The sequence below is a fragment of the Allomuricauda sp. R78024 genome, from assembly GCF_044596045.1.
In the GTDB taxonomy this organism is placed as follows: domain Bacteria; phylum Bacteroidota; class Bacteroidia; order Flavobacteriales; family Flavobacteriaceae; genus Flagellimonas.
Window position 1 is genome coordinate 3,934,516 of sequence record NZ_CP138995.1, and the last position, 20,583, is coordinate 3,955,098.

The 20,583-nt window shown below is 36.9% G+C and carries 15 protein-coding genes; 14 read left to right on the forward strand and 1 reads right to left on the reverse strand.

From position 1 onward, the window contains the following. Positions 1-3: 3 nt before the first annotated feature. The gene (locus tag SJY44_RS17795; RefSeq protein WP_396590718.1) at positions 4-741 is read left to right on the forward strand and encodes a GNAT family N-acetyltransferase; all 738 of its coding nucleotides are present in this window, start codon (positions 4-6) and stop codon (positions 739-741) included. Between the two features lie 215 nt (positions 742-956). Further along, a complete protein-coding gene (locus SJY44_RS17800) occupies positions 957-3,356 on the forward strand; it encodes a penicillin acylase family protein (RefSeq protein ID WP_396590719.1) in 2,400 nt (799 codons plus the stop codon). A gap of 22 nt (positions 3,357-3,378) precedes the next feature. On the opposite strand, the gene SJY44_RS17805 is transcribed toward SJY44_RS17800, so the two are convergent. Next, positions 3,379-4,710, reverse strand: a complete 1,332-nt coding sequence (locus SJY44_RS17805) for a hypothetical protein (RefSeq protein ID WP_396590720.1) — start codon at positions 4,708-4,710, stop codon at positions 3,379-3,381. A gap of 144 nt (positions 4,711-4,854) precedes the next feature. Here SJY44_RS17805 and SJY44_RS17810 point away from each other — a divergent pair, with 144 nt between their 5' ends. The 12 genes from SJY44_RS17810 to SJY44_RS17865 all read left to right on the forward strand — a co-directional run bounded on the left by SJY44_RS17810 (position 4,855) and on the right by SJY44_RS17865 (position 20,335). Continuing rightward, the gene (locus SJY44_RS17810) at positions 4,855-7,257 is read left to right on the forward strand and encodes a TonB-dependent receptor (protein ID WP_396590721.1); all 2,403 of its coding nucleotides are present in this window, start codon (positions 4,855-4,857) and stop codon (positions 7,255-7,257) included. Between the two features lie 91 nt (positions 7,258-7,348). Beyond that, positions 7,349-8,353, forward strand: a complete 1,005-nt coding sequence (locus SJY44_RS17815) for a zinc-dependent alcohol dehydrogenase family protein (RefSeq protein ID WP_396590722.1) — start codon at positions 7,349-7,351, stop codon at positions 8,351-8,353. Positions 8,354-8,358: 5 nt separating this feature from the next. After that, positions 8,359-10,425, forward strand: a complete 2,067-nt coding sequence (locus tag SJY44_RS17820; RefSeq protein ID WP_396590723.1) for a hydantoinase/oxoprolinase family protein — start codon at positions 8,359-8,361, stop codon at positions 10,423-10,425. Then, a complete protein-coding gene (locus SJY44_RS17825; RefSeq protein WP_396590724.1) occupies positions 10,422-12,101 on the forward strand; it encodes a hydantoinase B/oxoprolinase family protein in 1,680 nt (559 codons plus the stop codon). The genes SJY44_RS17820 and SJY44_RS17825 overlap by 4 nt, the downstream gene beginning before the upstream one ends. A gap of 15 nt (positions 12,102-12,116) precedes the next feature. Further along, positions 12,117-12,437 carry a cupin domain-containing protein gene (locus SJY44_RS17830; RefSeq protein ID WP_396590725.1) on the forward strand — a complete coding sequence of 107 codons (321 nt, stop codon included), beginning with the start codon at positions 12,117-12,119 and terminating at the stop codon, positions 12,435-12,437. Between the two features lie 101 nt (positions 12,438-12,538). Then, positions 12,539-13,396 (forward strand): hypothetical protein, encoded by an 858-nt coding sequence (locus SJY44_RS17835; protein WP_396590726.1) that lies wholly within the window; start codon positions 12,539-12,541, stop codon positions 13,394-13,396. 11 nt (positions 13,397-13,407) lie between these two features. After that, positions 13,408-14,694: a cytosine permease gene (locus tag SJY44_RS17840; RefSeq protein WP_396590727.1), complete on the forward strand. Its 1,287-nt coding sequence runs from the start codon at positions 13,408-13,410 to the stop codon at positions 14,692-14,694. Then, positions 14,691-15,869, forward strand: coding sequence for a proline dehydrogenase family protein (locus tag SJY44_RS17845; protein ID WP_396590728.1), 1,179 nt, complete (start codon positions 14,691-14,693; stop codon positions 15,867-15,869). Before SJY44_RS17840 ends, SJY44_RS17845 begins: the two co-directional genes overlap by 4 nt. Before the next feature lie 149 nt (positions 15,870-16,018). After that, positions 16,019-17,032 carry a helix-turn-helix domain-containing protein gene (locus tag SJY44_RS17850; protein ID WP_396590729.1) on the forward strand — a complete coding sequence of 338 codons (1,014 nt, stop codon included), beginning with the start codon at positions 16,019-16,021 and terminating at the stop codon, positions 17,030-17,032. Between the two features lie 220 nt (positions 17,033-17,252). Next, entirely contained in the window at positions 17,253-17,621 is a 369-nt protein-coding gene (locus tag SJY44_RS17855) for a c-type cytochrome (RefSeq protein ID WP_396590730.1), read from the forward strand. A 3-nt stretch (positions 17,622-17,624) separates the two neighbouring features. Continuing rightward, positions 17,625-18,089, forward strand: coding sequence for a (2Fe-2S)-binding protein (locus SJY44_RS17860; protein ID WP_396592103.1), 465 nt, complete (start codon positions 17,625-17,627; stop codon positions 18,087-18,089). Next, the gene (locus SJY44_RS17865) at positions 18,086-20,335 is read left to right on the forward strand and encodes a molybdopterin cofactor-binding domain-containing protein (protein WP_396590731.1); all 2,250 of its coding nucleotides are present in this window, start codon (positions 18,086-18,088) and stop codon (positions 20,333-20,335) included. The genes SJY44_RS17860 and SJY44_RS17865 overlap by 4 nt, the downstream gene beginning before the upstream one ends. The last annotated feature ends 248 nt before the right edge of the window (positions 20,336-20,583 follow it).

Below are 20,583 nucleotides of genomic sequence, written 5' to 3' on the forward strand. Positions count from 1 at the left end.
AAAATGGACTTAAAAAAACAAAATATAGATAATTTAACCTCTCTATGGCAAGTAATAAATCAAAGGGCCAGTACCTATGTAATAGAAAACGTTTTTGACTATGGAATTATAAACTACTCCGATTGGCCAAACAGACTTTGGTTCAAAAAAACTCCTGAACAGACTCATCTAGATCTTGCAAAAAAAATTATTTCTTCGTCCTCTACTAAAATTACCATTCCTTACTGGGAAATCAATGGGAATGATTACTATCTGCTTTTGGAGAACAATGGTTTTGTGAAGGTTTTAGAACAAGTAGGAATGTACATCGATCTCTCGAAAAGTGACTTTAAGCCATCAGAAATTAACCTCAATAAAGTTAAGGATGAGAGAACAGCTTTATTGTGGGAATCATTGTTTCAAAAGGCTTTCAATTACAAAATCGACCATAAATTACTGTTGAACAGCTATGACCAAGTAGATTATCTGATTGCCTATGACAATACTTCTCCCGTAGGAACCGCTTTGATGTACCATACTGGAAACCAAATCGTAGGAATTCATTCCATGGGCATAATTCCTGAGATGAGAAGAAAAGGTTATGCTGAAAAAATGATGCATTCCATGTTGTCTGAAGCTGTTAAGAAAGGATACAGCTATGCTACGCTTCAAGCTTCAGAAATGGGAAAAAATCTGTACTTAAAGTTGGGATTTGAAGAACAATTTTTAATGAGGAATTACACCTTACCCAAACATGCCTAAGCAAATCAGTAAACAAAATTTAATCACGACAAATCTATTAGAAAAGATTATTGAGCGCTAAAGCCTAGCTTTTTTTTGAGAAACGCAAAGCAAGGAAAACAATTGATGCTTATCTTTCTAAGATTAAATCCATTAAAATAAGTTCCAAGATTTGGGTTGGAAACAAGTTTGAACTCGAATTAATAGTATATTAAAGTTCAAATAAAACATATAGAATGAGGCAAATTTTAAAATTGTTTGTAGTTGTATTCTTCTTTTCCTGTAACGATTCTAAAATTATCCCTGCAGATGAACTTCTAGTAGACGGGCTTAAAGAACCTGTTGAGATTGTTAGAGATAAATGGGGCATTAATCATATTTATGCCAAAAACCAACATGATCTCTTTTATGCGCAAGGTTATGCGGCAGCAGCAGATCGGCTTTTTCAATTTGAGATTTGGCGAAGACAGGCCACGGGTACCGTAGCTGAAATTCTTGGAGAACGAGAATTGAATCGCGATATAGGTACACGTCTGTTTAAGTTTAGAGGTGATATGACCACAGAGATGAATCATTATCATGACGATGGTGTTGAAATTATTACAGCTTACACTGATGGAGTAAACGCCTATATCGAATCTATTTTAAAAACCCCAGAAAAGTTACCTATCGAATTTAAAATTCTGGACATACAACCACAAAAATGGACTCCAGAGGTAGTTATCTCAAGACATCAAGGGTTGTTAGGAAATATAGGTCAAGAATTGCAAATAGGACGCGCAGTAGCCAAGCTGGGTGAAGAGATGGTTAAAGATTTATATTGGTTTCACCCAAAAGAACCTGATTTAACAATCGATCCTAGCATAAATACAGATTTGTTGTCAGATGATATTTTAGCCCTATACAATGCCTATCGCAAACCTGTAAAATTCTTAAAAGATGACATCGTTCCTGCTTATCAAAACACCAAAGAGAAGGAAATGGTATTGTCACTTAACGAAAGTAAAAATGACTCTTTGTCCATTGGTAGTAATAATTGGGTAATTAGGGGCGACCGTATGGCAGATGGCAATACCTACATGGCCAACGACCCGCATAGGACCATTGCCATACCATCGTTACGGTACATGAACCATTTAGTAGCACCGGGATGGAATGTTATTGGCGGTGGTGAACCAGAAATCCCCGGTATTTCCATTGGGCATAATGAATATGGCTCCTGGGGCCTGACCGTTTTTAGAACTGATGGCGAAGATTTGTATGTGTACGAGCTAAACCCAAAAAACCCGAACCAATACAAGTACAAGGGGAATTGGGAAGATATGACACATATTTCTGAAACTATAAAAGTAAAGGGCAGAAATGATAGTATTGTAAATCTGTCTTACACAAAACATGGACCCGTCACCCATATAGATACAGAAAATAATGTAGCCTATGCCGTACGCTGTGCTTGGTTAGAACCTGGCGGCTCGCCATATTTGGCATCTTTACGTATGGATCAAGCAAAATCTTGGGAAGAGTTTAGAGAGGCATGCAACTACAGTCATATCCCTGGAGAAAACATGATATGGGCAGATAAAAAAGGTAATATAGGATGGCAGGCCGTTGGCATTGCCCCAATTCGAAAAAATTTTAGTGGTCTTGTTCCAATACCTGGCGATGGACGCTATGAGTGGGATGGCTATTTACCAATTGTAGAAAAACCAAATGGCTTTAATCCTAAGGAAGGTTTTTTAGCTACCGCCAATCAGAATGTAACACCAGACAACTTTAACCGTTGGGATGCAATTGGTTTCTCATGGGCAGATCCCTATCGTGGTGACCGGGTAAATGAGGTATTAGGGGAAAATAAAAAAATGACCATGGAAGATATGAAGGCCCTTCAAGTCGATTATCTATCAATTCCTGCTCGCATATTAGTTCCTATGCTAAAAGGCATTGCTTTTATGGATAAAGCTGTCGAGGCCAAAGAAAAAATGACCAATTGGGATTATAGACTCGAACCCAATTCAATTTCTGCCGCCATTTATGTGGCTTGGGAAAATCAAATTAAAAGAATGGCGAACGAAAAATTTATTCCCGTAGAAGTTAAGGGCATAGTTCCAGGGATTCAGATGACTCGAATTATGGAGTGGCTTAAGACACCAGATGCAAAGTTTGGAGCAAACCCAATTTTAGGTAGAAATAAGTTTTTGAGTGATGCTTTTAGCAATGGTGTTGACGATTTAGAAAAAAGTCTTGGCACAGATATGAACTTATGGCAATATGGGCAAAAAAAGAATAAACATACTTATATGCAACATGCTTTGAGTGAAGTTGTAAATGATACAACAAGAACTTTACTGGACCTTGGACCGTTACCAAGAGGCGGTAACTCATACACTCCTGGTTCTACTGGTGGTAATTTAAAACAAAGCAGTGGAGCTTCTTTTCGGATGATTGTGAATACTGGTGATTGGGATGCCGCGGTAGGCTCCAACAGTCCTGGACAATCTGGTAATCCTGACAGTCCATTTTACAGTAACTTATTTGAATCTTGGGCCAAAGATGAATATTTCCCTATTTACTACTCGCGCAGCAAAATTGATTCTGTGGCTATAACTACGAAAAAATTAATCCCCTTGAAGAAATAACAATCAGCATGCAAAAGGTTTTCTATTGATTTTCAATTACATCTATAGTGTTGATTTCAAGATATTTAGAAATTTTTGTGTTCATAAAATTTTCCAAATCACTCTTATTCAGGTAGAACTCCTTGTTTTGTTCCATGAACTTTTTCAACTTTTTATTTTTCTTCCAAAGCAATACCCTGCCATTTAGGACATTTGCCCCAGAATAGACTTGCATATGACCCAAAAACAAATCTCTTTCTAAAGGTTGAACCTGTAAGGAAAACTGTGAATAAGAGATGTTCTTTTCGTTAAATTCAGATATCAGGTAGTTCTCGGTTCTGCTAATTCTGCCAATTCCTTTGAAATTAGTGTTATTGACCTTAAATTTTAATTCTCCAAGTTCATTTAAAACTTCAAAAGAAATAGGAATCAAATAGTTGTTTTTATCCAAATAGAACCCAAGGTAATCACCAATTAGAAAATTAACAATCTCAAGTCTGTTTAAGGAAACTGAGAGATCAGAATCTTTATGGGGAAGAATTCCATCAACTTCCATCCGTTGGGAATATAGGTAATGATGAAAAATAGGATTTACATCCTTGCTTCTTACTTTTTCATTTTGTTCGTCTGCATCGTTTACCTGTTCAAAAACCAATTTTCCAATAACGGGGTTGTTGTTCCGGTCAAAACCACAATATGCTCCTAACAGTACAGGTTTTGTTTGCATATTGTTTCCATAAAATATATTGACAAAACATTCCTTGTTCAAGCTCGAGTTATCCTTGCTGAAATAAAAGGATAAAGCACTTTCACCAGTAGGTACACATTTTCCAAAATAAGTATAAAACGTTGGTTCATAGTTTTTTTCCCAGTATAAGATTTCCCAGGAAGCTGTTTTCATTTTATAAATGGTGAATTTGGATTTTATATAGTATTGTTTGTCTTCCACATAATATCCAACATAATAGAGCGCATCAATATCATTGGATGTTTCATCAAAATTGCTCCCTTCCTCCTTTCGGATATCTGCGCTTAAAAAAGGAGAATTATTAAGGTATTGACCATAGTTATCATAACCTGCGGTAAGAATTAATAGGGATAAGTAATCCCTTCTTAGTTTTACGTTTTTGCTGTTACCCCTTTCAACTTCCCTGATTTTGTTATATAAATACTTTCCATTTATCCATTGCCCTGTGATTTCTGTTATAAACCCTTTTAAACTAGGGCGTCCTTCATCATAACTACCAAAACCATATAACTGAAATACGGTAAGCGTTTTTGTTTCTATGGAATAATGTTTAGAAAAAATAGTCAAGAGCTCTTCATGAAGACTTAACATAAAACCATTAGAAATCTGAATTCCTCTTACATTCATTGTTTAATTTTCTTAACTACCTCAAAATTAGATATATTCCATTTAAATTCCTATTTTAAATAATTAATATAAAAATAACAGGAATGATGGAATTAATATTTGTGTATTCATAGGTTTGTTCAACTAACTCAAAAAGAATTTAAAATGAAGTATCTATTCCTATGCATCTTGTGCTTAATATCCTTTTCGGTTTTTAGCCAAACAAAAAAGGATATTGGTGGAAAAATTTTGGACGATTCAAACAATCCTCTTCCAGGAGCTACCATTATTGAAGTGGGCAATCCCAGCAACGGTGTTACTTCTGATTTTAACGGCGAGTTTGTTATTGCGGTCAACGAAACTGCCCAAGAATTAACCATCTCTTATCTAGGTTTTGAAACTCAAACCGTGCAGATTGAAAGCAATTACCTCAATATTGATTTACAACCTGAAGCAAACCAACTGGAAGGTGTAACCATTCAAGGGTTTTCTTCCGTTGCCAGTAAAGCACGCGTTAGGGCACAGGCAATACAAAGTTTACCTGAAACCACCGTAGCTATTAATGCTGCAACTATAGAAACGAGTGGAATAGACAATATACAATCATTTACATCTCAAATTTCCAATGTCACCTTTAATCAAGCACAGCAACCAGGGGTGAATTTTTTAACTGTTAGAGGTATTTCCCAGATTAGAAACGCAGAATCTCCTGTGGCCGTTGTCATTGATGGTATGACCCTACCAGATGCAAGTGCCATGAACATGACTTTATATGATACCGAACTTTTAGAATTCGTAAAAGGCCCTCAAGGAACACTTTATGGGAAAAACGCAATTGCTGGGGCAATTAACATTGTCACTAAGGAACCAACAAATAAAAATAAGACCAAGGTTATGACTAACGCAGGAAATGGTGGTTTGCTAGGTGCTGGCTTATCTTCATCTGGAGCCATTGTAAAAAATAAGTTTTATTACAGCGTGGCAGGAAATTACGAAACGTTTGATGGTTTGATCAACAATACTTTTTTAAACGAAACAGTAGATTTCTACGATGAATTTAATATTAGGGCAAAACTTAAATATCGTTTTAGCCCAAGATGGTCCGCTACGTATGTTCAAGACAATTTTAAGGTGGACGCAGGCGGAAATTACTATGTGACCAAAACTGATATTTTCGACCCTACTATTCCTGTACTTGCAGACGATGACTATTCAAGTGAACCTTTTGGAGATGTGCAGGGCGATTCTGAGTTATCCAATTCATTGAGCAGTCTCAAAATTGAAGGTAATCTTACCAAAGCAAGATTTCAATCTGTTACATCTTTTAATGCCACCAAAAGATTTTATATCGGTGAAAATGACTATTCCCAATACGCATTTAGTAAAGTATCACAACGGTCAGACTCAGATACTTTTAGCCAAGAGTTCCGTTTAACATCAAACGCTTCAGAGAACCAGTTGGTAGACTATACCTTTGGCACGCTATTTCAAAACAGTGAAAGATATTTGAATACTTCTACATTTTTGAACCGCACTTATTATGAGGGAGGGTTTGTGGACGCATCTGCAGAAAATGCAAACTACAGTGAAGATCCTTTGGTAGGCAATGATGATGATAATACCATTAGAACATTGGCGGCTTTTGCATTTTTAGATTTTCATATATCGGACAAACTCACTTTATCCGGTGGGATTAGGGTAGACAATGATAAACTGACCAACGACTCCCGTATTACCAATACTTCCATAGAAAACGACATTACTGTGGTACAACCCAAATTTTCAATTGCTTATGCTGTATCTGATAAAATTATGGCTTATGCCAATTATGGCCGTGGCTATCGCAGTGGAGGTTTCAATTCTGAACCAACGGTGAAATTTGACAAGGAGTATGAGCCGGAATTCACTGATAATTTCGAAGTAGGGTTAAAAACGAGCTTTTTGAACAATAGAATAATCTTCAATAATGCCTTTTATTATATCAATTTTCAGAATCAGCAACAATATACCTTTATCCCACTGACTCCCTCAATTTTGGGAATCTATAATTTTGAAGAAGCAAAGATTTCAGGTTTCGAATCTGAATTGAAATTTAAGGCTACCAACAACCTTGACTTTTTTGCAAGTCTGGGACTCAATGATGGAGAAATCAAGGAAGGTACTTACAACTTGCTTACCAATGCTGCCGCATTTGATTATGAAACAAATGAAGAAGTAGATGTAAGTGGCAACACTTCTCCCTTTACAGTAAAAAGCACATTTCAAATAGGGGCCAATGCCAATATTGATTTTAGCGAAAAATCCGGTCTAACGTTACATGCCAATGTTGATAGTCGAGGAACACTTTATTGGGATCCTTTGGAAGAATACAAACAAGACCCTTATACCTTAGTCAATGCAAGGGCAAAGTTTCGTTTCAATAAAGTAGGTGTAACAATTTGGGCAAATAATATTTTCGATACAGAATTCAATCAAGAATTTTTTCCAACGGCGGAATTTGGTTTCAATAATTTGAGATTTCCAAATACTCCAACTACTGTGGGAGTAGACCTTTCTTATAGTTTCTAAGCATAATAGAATACTTAAGCATATATGTTACTTCATACCTGAGTTCAGGTATGAAGGTAGGTTAACCCATTTCTAATTTTAAATCAAAAACATGAGTGTAAATTGTAGAATAGTAAGATTTCATGAAACAGGAGAGTTAGATGTACTAGCTATTGAGGACGTAACTATCGAAGACCCGATTAATGATGAGGTCTTATTTAAAGTTGATGCTTTTGCCCTAAATAGAGCCGATGTTCTTCATTATCAAGGTTTCCATACGACTTTACCTGATTTTCCTTCACGGATTGGGTCAGAAGCAACAGGAGAAGTTGTTAAAGTTGGCACCAATGTAACCGATTTTAAAGTTGGGGATAGGGTTACCTCCATACCGTTCAATACAGCAAAATATGGTGTGCAGGGAGAATATGCTGTTGTGCCACAAGACTATTTAACTAAGGCTCCAGAAAACTTGACCATAGAGGAAGCTTGTTCTATTTGGATGCAATACTCTACAGCTTATTTTGCCTTGTTTCATGTAGGTAATGTAAAAAAAGGAGATTATGTTTTTATTCCGGCTATTTCCAGTTCAGCAGGGTACGGTTGCTTCGAATTGGCAAAAGATGCAGGAGCCACAATTATAGGCTCTACTAGAACAAGTGCTAAAAAGGATGATCTCAAAAAACTCGGTATCGATCACCTTATTATATCAAACGAGGAGTCGGTCGGGGAAAGGTTAATGGAAATAACTGAAGGAGAAGGTGTCAGTTTTGTGTACGATCCTATAGCAGGGAATTTTTGTAACGAATATTTGGACTCCTTATCCATGGGAGCAGTGGTTATAATTTACGGATTACTAGATCCAAACCCAACGCCATACCCTTTGGTTCCTCTAATTAGGAAAAAAGCGGTGATGGATGCCTATTCCCAATTCAACCATGTAGAGGACATTGATAAACTAAATGAGTGCAAAGCTTATATCCTAGAAAGAATTGAAAAAGAAGCTCTAAAACCTATAGTGAGTAAGGTCTTTGATTTCGAAGATTACAAAAAGGCCTATGAGTACATGCTTTCGAATCAGCAAGTAGGGAAAATTGTAGTTAGGGTAACCAATAAATAGGAAATATGAGAGTCGCAACAGATATAGGAGGAACCTTTACCGATCTTGTGTTTTTTGATTATGACAAGAAAAGTAAAGAAGTTAAAAAGGTCCAAGTATCTAAATCCAGCACAACACCGGGAGAATTTGAAAAAGGAATCTTAAATACTATTAAAAAAATAGATTTAGATTTAAATACCATTGATTTTTTTGCTCACGGTACAACCGTGGTCATTAATGCCATAACAGAAAGGAAAGGCTCTAAAACTGCATTAATTACCACTGAAGGCTTTAGAGATGTTCTGGAAATTGCCAGAGGTACAAGACCAGATTTATATAATTTCAACTTTAAAAAAGAGGATCCGTTTGTTGATAGATATCTAAGGCAAGAAGTAAAAGAGCGTATTAATTACTTGGGCGAAATCATTACTCCTCTAGATGAGACAACTGTAGACACACATATCACACAGTTTATAAAAGAAGGTGTGGAAGCCATTGCCGTTTGTTTTCTGCACGGCTACAAGAACCCCGTTCACGAGAAAAAATTAGCTGACTATATACGCTCCAAATATCCACAATTCGAAGTCATAACATCGCATGAAGTTACTAGAGAATGGAGAGAATATGAGCGAACGAGTTCCACTGTGCTTTCTGCTTATGTAAAACCAATAGCTACAAAATACTTAAACAATCTAACCCACCACTTACAAAAATTAGGATATAAAAATAACCTGTACATCATGCAATCTAACGGTGGCATTACCACCGTTGAAGATGTAAAGGCAAATCCCATCACCCTAATAGAATCGGGACCAGCAAGTGGCATGCTAGGTGCTGTTGTTTTGGGTAGAACTATTGGTAAAGAAAACTTATTAGTACTGGACATTGGTGGTACTACAGCAAAATGTTCATTGATTGAAAATGGAATCCCCAAAATAGTAACTACCTATAATATTGAAAAAACAAAAACCCAGGCTGGGTTTCCAATACTCACACCAGTTATAGATATAGTAGAAATTGGTAATGGTGGCGGCAGTATTGCCTGGTTAGATGATGGTGGCAAGATGCGTGTTGGACCAAAAAGTACTGCAGCTAATCCGGGGCCTTCGTCTTATGGTAAAGGAGGCTCTAGTTTCACAACCACAGATGCCAACGTCGTGTGTAACCGTATACACAAAGATTACTTTTTAGGCGGTGAACTAAAACCAGACTTTGATAGTCTGGAGAAAGCAGCAAGGCCGCTCTGCAAAGAATTGGACATGACTTTGGAAGAAGTAGCACGCGGTGTTATTCGAGTGGCTAATTCCAATATGATCAATGCCTTAAAAAGCGTATCTGTAAATAAGGGTTATGACCCAAGGGACTTTTCTTTAGTGGTTATTGGAGGTGGTGGCCCAATGCACGGAGCTTATTTGGCCGAAGAATTGCAAATGCCCGAGGTGATAGTACCATTAAATGCCGGTGTTTTTTCAGCCTTTGGAATGCTAATGTCAGATTTAAGGAGAGATTACATTCGCACAGATGTGATGAACTTGAATGTTGATAATTTCTTAATGTTAAAGAGTGTCTTTCAAGAAATGAAAAATGAAGCAATAAATGCTTACGAAAGGGACTCCTATCAAAAAGAAGACATCATTTTTGAATATTATTTAGATCTGCGCTACGCTGGGCAAGAACATTCGGTAAAACTGAGGTTAGCTGACTTGAACAATCTAAAAATCGATGAAATTGAGAAGGATTTTCATCAACTGCACAAAAAGAGATATGCTTTTAGTCTATCCGATACCAAAATTGAAATTGTCAACTATCACTTGGTAGCTGAAGTTATTGTAAACAAGCCTGTGATTGCCAAAGTAGAATCAAAAGGTAATTCAATTAAAGACGCCTTAATTGCCACTGAAAAAGTAGATTTTGACGAGTCGGGAATACACGAGTGCAACTTTTTTGATAGGAATAAATTGACTCCTGACATGCTTGTACAAGGTCCTGCCATTATAGTTGAACAATCCACATCAACAGTTGTGCCGCCAAACCATCAATTTAAAATTGATGCGTATGCAAACATTATTATCAGTAAACCTCAACAATCATGAGCTTAAACAAATTTACATCAGATATCATTCAAGATTCATTGATCTCTATTGGGGAGGCCATGTTTGAAACTATTCAGCGGACCAGTATGAGTCCTATCATTTACGAAGCATTGGATTATGCTGTTGGAATTACAGACGGAGAAGGCCGATTGCTGGCTCAAGGAAATGGGGTAATTACATTTTTGGCCGCAATGAGTCTTGTTGTAGAAGAAACTTTGGAACGTTTTGGAGAGGACAACCCTTTAAAAGAAGGCGATGTCATTATGGCCAACACGCCTTATGCGGGAGGCGGGACACACTTATCGGATATTGCTCTAATTACACCGATTTTCTATAAAGGTGAACGCGTGGCATTTACGGTAAACAAAGCACATTGGACAGATATAGGGGGAACAAATCCAGGTTCGGTATCAACAGTATCAACTGAAATTTTCCAAGAGGGCATCCATTTTCCCTTTGTTAAAATAAAAGAAGAAGGTAAGTTAAACCAAGCTCTTATTAAGATGTTAGAAGCAAATGTAAGACTTCCTAAAAGCACTTTAGGGGATTTATTTTCGGGTATTGCCGCCAATGATGTGGGAGCAGAAAGAATAATTAAACTTATTGATAAATATGGTTTGGAAGCTTACAAACAAGCCGCCGAAGAATTTATGGAATATGGTGAGCGCATTAGTTTAAAGGAGTTGCAAAAAATTCCAAATGGTGTTTATGAAAACATAGGTTGGATAGAAAATGATGGTTTTGGCAATGGACCTTTTCCATTGAAATTGAAAATAACAATCTCCAATGAGAATATGACCTGCGATTTTACAGGATCTCATGAACAGCTAAAAGGCCCTTTGAATTTATCTAGAACCGGATTGGAAACTGCAGTAAGAGCAACTTTTAAGGCGATAACCACACCGACACTACCTGCTAACAATGGATCCTTTAAACATGTAAAACTAATCTGTCCAGAAAACACTATTGTGAGTGCCAAATCACCCGCTCCGATATCTGTTTATTATGAAGTTTTCTTGGCAGCAATAGATTTATTGTTAAGAACATTAGGTCCTGTAGTTCCAGAAAAATTACCGGCCGGTCATTTTAGATCAGTATGTGTGACTTATATTTCTGGAATTCACCCAGTAACCAATGAATTTTATGTGCAGGCGGAACCACTTTCCGGTGGTTGGGGTGGATGCGCTTTTCACGATGGAAACCGTGGGCAATTCTCTTATGCACATGGCGAATCTTATAATATCCCTGCCGAAACCCGAGAAAGAAAATATGGAGTGGTCGTCGAAGAATATGCTTTTCATAACGAAGGTGGTGGATATGGAGAATTTCAAGGAGGAAATGGACAGTATCTAACATTTAAGGTTTTATCTGATGAAGCATTTTTAACAGGAGCGTTTTTAGGGTATTCAATTCCAACATGGGGACTTAACGAAGGTAAAGAGGGGAGTTACAATTATTTTACCGTAATAAGAACTGATGGCACCGAAGAGCAATACAACATCGTAACCAATGTAAAGCTCAACAAGGGAGATAAGGTAAAACTGGTAACGGCAACCGGTGGCGGATATGGCAACCCCGAGAACAGGCCTTTAGACAAGGTAAAATGGGATGTAAAGAATGGATACATTACAAAAGAACAAGCATTAGAGCATTACAATTTTTCTCCGGTTCAATAACTATTTATACATAAAATGGAAGTTAAAGAATTGACATTTCCTGGAATAGATGAGTCCTATTTAAAAAATATCATCCATAAACAAGAAAAAGGTGTAGTCGTACAATGCGGTTCAGTAGTCTTAGCAAAAGGTCACCTACTTCCCTTTAAGACTTTAGGTTTTCATGAGATATCTTATTTGATTTCTGGAAAATTAAAAGTATCCACCAAAGATGGTAATGAAAAAGTGATGAACAAAGGCGATTTGATTTACTTGAATAAGGAAGAAATACGTGAAACGGAAACATTGGAAGATAGTAAAATCCTATTCTTTCTATTTAACGCTCTGCAAAAGTAATTTTTAAGTGTAAGCAGTTTATTTTGATTTAGTTGCAAAAAAAGCGGAGAAACTCTTCGCTTTTTTAAACTTAAATGGTGCCAACTGCAAAATTGAATTGAATGATAAAGTCAATTATTAAACTGTTTGATCAGCAAGTTCTGTTTTGGGAAAGCCCAAGAATTATTCAAAGAATAAGCACATTCTTGGTGTTGTCATTTATACTATCTGGAATATGTAGCTCCTTGGCTTATTATAAAATAATATCCGTAGGCCCATTTAACAACGTTTTTAAACACCCATTTTTTGCAATAGAAGTAGCCTTTACCATACTTCTCATTTTAGAATTATTGAGTTTGATTTTTGTTCTGCCCAAGTCAGTTTCAAGGTCTTTGGGTAAGCAATTTGAATTACTATCACTTATTTTTTTGCGAGATGCATTTAAAGAGTTTAGTCACTTAGATAGTTTCCTGTTATGGAGCGATAGCAAAGAAACCATTCAAAGCATGTTGGTATACTCTTTTGGAGCTTTAGTGATTTTTGCGGTAATGGGGTTTACACACAGATTGAACAGTAAAATAAGGTTATCCGAAACCTATGTGAACCAAACACAATTTGTGCGTATCAAAAAATTATTGGCACTTTTTTTATTGATCTCCTTCTTTTTGATAGGAATTCGAGACTTCATTGTGCTCATACAAACGGGAACGTACTTACACTCCTTTGATACGTTCTATACCGTTTTGATTTTTACGGATATCACCATTGTATTGGTTGCATTGCGTTATACCATTAACTATTATCGTGTTTTTCGATACACAGCCTTTGTTCTGGCCACTATCCTCATTCGGATTTCGCTTACCATTGAACCCTATTACAATGTAGCTCTTGGGGTGTTGACCTCAATTTTTGTCTTGATTTTGGCAATAGTCTATAACCATCTGCAGAAATGGCTTACGAAAAGAGAACTGACAACTTAAACTTTTTAAACATGGAAAATACCTCAAAGAATTCACAAGAAAATATAGATTCAGTTTTAACTTCCATTCCAGAAAACCAGCGTCAGCCTTGGTATGTTCCTGCTTTTATTTTTGGCGGGCTAGAATTTTGTATCCCCGTGCTATTGGTAGGAGGAATTCTAATTGGGAATTTTAGCTTGTTGGAAATTATTGGAATCTTGTTGATTGGATTGGTTTTCTTCCAATGGATCGGAAATGCGATACAAGGTTACATAGGGGCGAAAACTGGGCTGACATCATCCGCATTGGCTGCATTAAGTTTTGGAAAAGAGCAGTCTAGAATAATTGTGGGCATCGTTATTTTAATTTTGACATTGGGCTGGTGGGCCATTCAGACTTCCGTGGCTGCCGATGCTTTTAGTGCCTTGTTAGGAATCAACAAAGATGAGAACTTGTTTTTATACATTTTGAGTACTACAATTATCGGATTGCTTTTTGCCATTCCTTCAATATTAGGATACGCATCTATCAAATGGGTAGATTATATAGCTATTCCTGCAGGCTTACTCTTAGTTACTGTTGCACTGTATCTTTCCTTTAGTAATCTTGGTTGGGAGAAAATATCTACATGGAACCCTGAAGGCAATATGTCCTTTATTGAGGCCATTAATTTAGTCATCAGCATCAATGTCGCCCAGTGGTTAATAGCTCCTGATTATACCAGATTTGCAAAACCTACTTGGAGGGATAATATTTTAATCCCATTAGGTATAATAATAGTTGGTTTTCCATTATTCATAGTAGGTGGAATTATGTCTATTGGTACTGGAAATTCAGATATCGTACAGGTCATGCAAGAACTAGGTTTTCCAGCTTGGGGTTTTGTTGTTTTATGGGTGGCTACATGGACGAGTCAACTAGTAAGTAATTATACGGGTGGCCTGGTATTGTGCAATATGTTCAATTTAAATGATGGGAAGAGCAGAAAAGTATTGACATTGGTATTTGCTCTTGTAGGCATTTTATTGGCACTACTGGGGATCATGAATCAGTTTGTTAATTTCTTATACGCAACAGCTCTAATTATTCCAGTTATTGCAGGAGTAATCATGAGTCACTACTTTTTCGTTGATAAGATCATGTTAACATCAAAACAATCATGGAACTGGTTGGCAACAGTAAGTATAATAATTGGACTACTGGTTGGGTACTTCACACAATACGTGTATCCTATAGGTATACCGGCTGTTCTATCCTTGATAGTCTCAGGAGCACTATATCTTCTTTTAAACAATTTATTGAATACCAAAACTAGATGAAAAAAATATTTGACAATACTGAAATCGCTTTGGCCCTAAAATCAGATTCAGAACTGGATAGGGCTCTTTTTTTATTCGAATTAATAAAAAAAGAGCCCTTGGTTAAAATTGGGGCAGCAGTCACAAAATTTGCTCTAAAAGCCAACCTGCCTGTTGAAAAATTAATTCGCTCTACGGTATTCGACCATTTTTGTGGCGGCATCAATGAAGAAGATTGTCTCAGGGTTATAAAAAGAATGCAAACCAAAAATGTACATGCAGTTTTAGATTATTCAGCTGAAGGCAAAGAAGAAGAAAAACAATTTGATTATGCAGTACAGAAAACATTAAAAATTTTGGAGTATGCAAAAGAAAACAGTGCCATACCTTTTGTGGTGTTTAAGCCAACCGGTTTCGGGAGGTTTAAGATTTACCAAAAACTGACGGAGAGAAATTCTTTGAGTGAATCTGAGAAGGCCGAATGGATAACAATCAAGGAGCGTTTCAATATGGTATGCAGCAAAGCATTTGAATACAGTATTCCGGTTCTAATTGATGCAGAAGAAAGTTGGATGCAAAGTGCAGCGGATGAACTTGTGGAAGAAATGATGGAAAAATACAATGAAGAACAGGTCATCGTTTTCAATACTTTACAAGCCTATCGATGGGATAGATTGGATTATTTAAAGAATCTTCATCAACGAGCCAAAACCAAAGGGTTTAAAATCGGTATGAAACTCGTTAGAGGAGCCTATATGGAAAAAGAAAGGGAAAGAGCTTTTTCTAATGGGTATAAAGACCCTATTTGCATTGATAAAAATGCCACGGACATATTGTATAATGAAGCTCTAAAATATATGTTGAATAATTTAAAAGATATAGCACTATTTGCGGGGACTCATAATGAAGATAGCTCGTATTTACTAATGGACATGATGAATAAAAAAGGGCTTTTTGAAAATGATAAAAAAGTTTGGTTTGGCCAGTTGTACGGCATGAGTGACCACATCAGTTATAATTTATCAGAAAAAGGATATAATGTGGCAAAATACCTTCCCTTTGGCCCGGTGCGAGATGTAATGCCGTATTTAATTAGACGAGCGGAAGAAAATACTTCCGTAGCAGGCCAGACTTCAAGAGAGCTTTATTTAATAAAAAAAGAGAAGAAGAGAAGAAGATTGGATAAATCTAATTAGTAATTCACCGGAACTGAAAGTTTTGTAAGCACGCAATCTAAAAGCAACTATATCTTTTATTTGAGAAATAATTTAACCGGACAATGATTGGATGAGAAAATCATTAGTTTTAGATAGTTATTCTTTATCTAAAAGGGACTTACAATATCTTGAATGATTTAAAAATTTTTGGATTGATCGCTGGTATTGCCGTAGCAGCAAGCTTGTTTTTAGCAACGTATTTTTTTTCTGTCAAAACAAAGAATACATTTAAAAACAAGCTTCTTGGGTTTCTCTTCTTAGCAATAGGCTTAAGAATAGGTAAGTCCATAGCGTTTTTTATATTCGAAAGTATGGTTCCAATAGGGCTGGCAATCGGTTACTTTGGACTTGCGTGTATAGGACCCTTATTATTTTTCTATGTTCGCTCACCTTTGAAACCCCAAAAACAATTTCTAAAAACAGATATACTTCATGCTATTGTTCCAATGACTGGGGTTGTAATCTGTTTAACAGCTGACCTATACACCACTACCATTCTTTATAAAAGCACAACAGTATTGCTCCTCATGTATATTGTGATTTCCATTGTCCAATCTAAAAGAAAACAGTATTATCTTGAAAATATTAGGCTATGGAACATCCAAATTATAGTTATAGTAAGCCTTATATGGGGTGCATTTGTATACCAACATATTACTGCTGGGATTAGAGATTATGCGATAGGTGCAGGTTTGGCATCATTACCAATTTATTACATATTCATTTGTGCGATTAAATGGCCCATGACGTATAACAAGTCGGTAACCCAGAAATTTCCAAGGGAGTGCTTGGATAAAGTAAGAAATGCTTTTGAAAAGGACGCTGTTTTTATAAAAGCAGGAATTACATTGGCTAAATTTTCAGAAGAACATAATATACCTTCCTACATAGTAACGAAGGCCGTTAAAGAACTATACAGTAAAAGCTTTCCAGAAACTGTAAATCATTTTCGTGTTGAAGCTTTTAAGGAAAAGTTGAAAAATCCTGATGCTTACAATACTAAAATAGAAATACTTGCCTACGAAGTTGGTTTTAATTCGCCATCCGTATTCTATACCGAATTTAAAAAATCAACTGGTTTAAGCCCAAGTAGGTATAAAGAGAATCACCATTCAACTGCTAGGTCAAAAGAGGATGTTTAGTCGTTCTCCATTTTCCAGAAGATTCGTTAAAAGGTGTTAAATTGATATCATATACTCTTAAAAACGTCTACTGATTTCCAAAATCAATAGTTGATTGTCCTCAGTTAGTTTTAAAATTACCTTGTTCAATTATTCTCAAGTTCTAATTCTTAAACTGACCATTGGAAATGACAGTATTCCCTAAACAATTATTTTTCACAAATGCAAAAGGCAATCGCGTATGAAACATCGTTTGATCCTATCGTTTTGTTTTTTGGCAATATTATCCTGTCAGCCAAAATCTGAAAAGGAAAGTATTGCCAATGGAAAAGAAGTTTACATAACAAACTGTATCAGCTGTCATCAACCAGATGGTATGGGGATTGAAAGAACATATCCTTCCCTTGTAAAACCAGATTATATCACAATGGACCAAACGGAAAGGGCTATAAAGCTTATAAAATACGGCTCTGGGTTTGATGCTGGAATGAAACCGATAGCACTTACGGACAAAGAAATAATAGATGTGGTCAATTATATCCAAAACACATGGGAAAATGAGGCGCCATTTTTATTAGAAACCGAATTAAAGCAATTCAAAAATCAATAGATGATGGCAAATTATTCGTTGAAAGTAAATGACAAAACTTATTCCTTTGATGTTACTCCAGATACGCCATTGCTATGGGTATTAAGGGACACTTTAAAGCTATATGGCACTAAATATGGGTGTGGCATTGCACAATGTGGCGCTTGTACCGTCCATATCAACAATCTACCAATTAGATCTTGCAGCATACCTATAGAAAAAGTAAATAGCAAGTCCATTGTTACCATTGAAGGTTTGTCCAAGGAATCTGACCACCCTGTTCAAGTGGCATGGGAAGAGGAGGATGTACCTCAATGCGGATACTGCCAATCTGGCCAGATTATGACCGCGGCTGCTCTTTTGGATCGTATTCCAAATCCAACCGATGAAGAAATCAATACAGCTATGAAAGGGAACATCTGCCGCTGTGGCACCTATTCCAGAATTCGCAGTGCTATTAAAGCGGCGGCTAAAAACATGGAACCATGAACATTAGCAGGAGGAATTTTTTAAAAGTAAGTGGTAAAGCTGGGGGTGGGTTGATAATTTCCTTTGGCCTCCCTACGTATGGAAACTTAGATGTAATTAATCTGAATGGTGAAGAAGTTGAATTCAACAAATTTATTTCCATAGATTCTACAGGTGAGATTACGATAATGCTCACAAAGCATGAAATGGGACAAGGTACCGGAACTTCCATTCCTACGATTATAGCTGACGAGCTGGATGCAGATTGGGCAAAGATCAAAATCAAACAAGTGGATTACAATCCCAAATATACATGGCATGAAATGGGTACTACAGGAGGTAGTGGTTCTATATCCAGGGCCTGGGATTCTATACGTACGGCAGGTGCTACTACCAAGGAATTGCTAAAGCAAGCTGCAGCAAATAAATGGGATGTTGACCCTATAGTGTTGGAGGTGAAAAATAGTTACATAACCAACCTTGTGACGGATGAAAAATTTGAGTTTGGTGAATTGGCCGAAGTAGCTTCCAAATTACCGATTCCGGATGAAGTGGTCTTAAAAAAACCAGGAGTATACAGCTATATAGGCAAACCAATTAAAAACCGAATAACCAAAAGTGTCATTTCCGGAAGCGCAAAATATGGAATAGACATGGATGTTCCAGGAATGGTCTATGCCTCAATAGAAAAATGTCCAATTTATCAAGGCAAACTCAAAACTTATGATGATACGGAGGCGAAAAAAATTGACGGTGTTCTAGATATTTTCCCAATTGTTTTTTCTGATAAGATCAAGAACGAATTGAATCCGGTGTTAGGATATGTGAACGAGGGAGTTGTGGTAGTTGCCACTTCAACTTGGATAGCCTTTAAAGCGAGAAAATCACTTAAAGTTGAGTGGGAAGGAGGTGAAAATGGAGTCAGAAGCATTGCATCACTAAATAATGACATGGGTGCTGTAAAAGATTCACCAGATATAATGACCATGGATGTTGGAAATATTGATGAGGGATTTGAAAATGGCAGTAACGAAATTTTGGAAATGGAATATGATAATCCTTACCAAGCGCATGCACTAATGGAACCACTGAATGCCACTGCAGATTTTCGTGGAGATTCCTGTGAGATTTGGGTAGGAACTCAAGATTCCGAGCAAACTATTGGAGAAGTTGCCAAAGCTTTAGAAATTTTGCCAGAAAAAGTGATTGTCCATGTTTTGAACTCAGGAGGATCGTTTGGCCGGCGTTATCATGCGGACACATCAATTGAGGCGGCATTCATTTCCAAAAACATCAATAAACCGGTAAAAATCACATGGACCAGGGAAGATGAAGTAAGAAACGATCATTTCCAACCTTATTTGAAAAACTATTTAAGAGCGGCAATAACACCAGAAAAATCCGTAACAGGTATTGAAAACAATGCGGTTTGTACGGTTGAGTATGTGACCTGGTCTGAAAAGTGGGAGCATTATTACGCCTTCCCAAATATTCGTTGTTACCGTAGCATGGTGTCAACACTCTTACATGAAGGCGCATGGCGAAGTGTGGGAGAGCATTCTGCAGCCTTGTCAAAAGAGTGTTTTGTAGATGAGTTGGCCCATAAGCTAAGCAAGGATCCTTTAGATTATCGCATGGAATTACTAAGCCACGAAGTGGATTGGGGAGACCCTAAAGACATGCCCGATTGGGTAATTGACTTTATGTTACCAAGAAAGAAAATAATCAGGCAAAGACAAATAGATATCCTGGATTATATTAAAACTAACGGATTGTGGCCACAGGAAACCCCAAATGGAAAAGGAAAGGGTTTTGCCATCGCGAATTTTGGCAATACAATTTGTGCTGAAATTGCTGAGGTTACCATGGATGAGGAACTTGGTTTTAAAGTAGACAAGGTCACTGCAATTGTTCATTGTGGCATGGTCATAAACCCACACTTTGGAAAGGGACAGATCGAAGGATCAATTATTTGGGCCCTATCCGCAGTAAAGTATGGGGGAATGGAAGTTGAGAATGGTGTTGTACAAAGGAGTAATTTCCATAACAACAAAGTACTTAGGATGGATGAATTGCCGGAAATTGAGGTAATTTTCATCAAAAGTGATGAACGTCCGTCCGGACTGGGAGAACCTGGTACGCCACCATTGGCCCCAGCCGTACTAAATGCCATTTTCAATGCTTCTGGCAAGCGAATTAGAAAAATACCGGTAACCAAATATGATTTGAATGAAACAAAGAATCGAGTAGCTTCAGTTCAAGAATAACAAATTATTAGGGGAATATGAAATTTTAATGGCTGAAGATTTGATTTACTTATGAAGGATATTAACTTGTACCTTGGAAATATTGAAGCGGCCAGAGATTTTTTCAGAATATGAAATTGCACAATCAAAAGCACTTGTAGAAAAGATGTTCGTTGGGTAAAAAAATAGGGTTCATCGTTTGACAAAAGAATCACTCTTGATTGAAATGGAAAATCTTCGAATCAAATGATGCTTCAATTTAAAAGCTC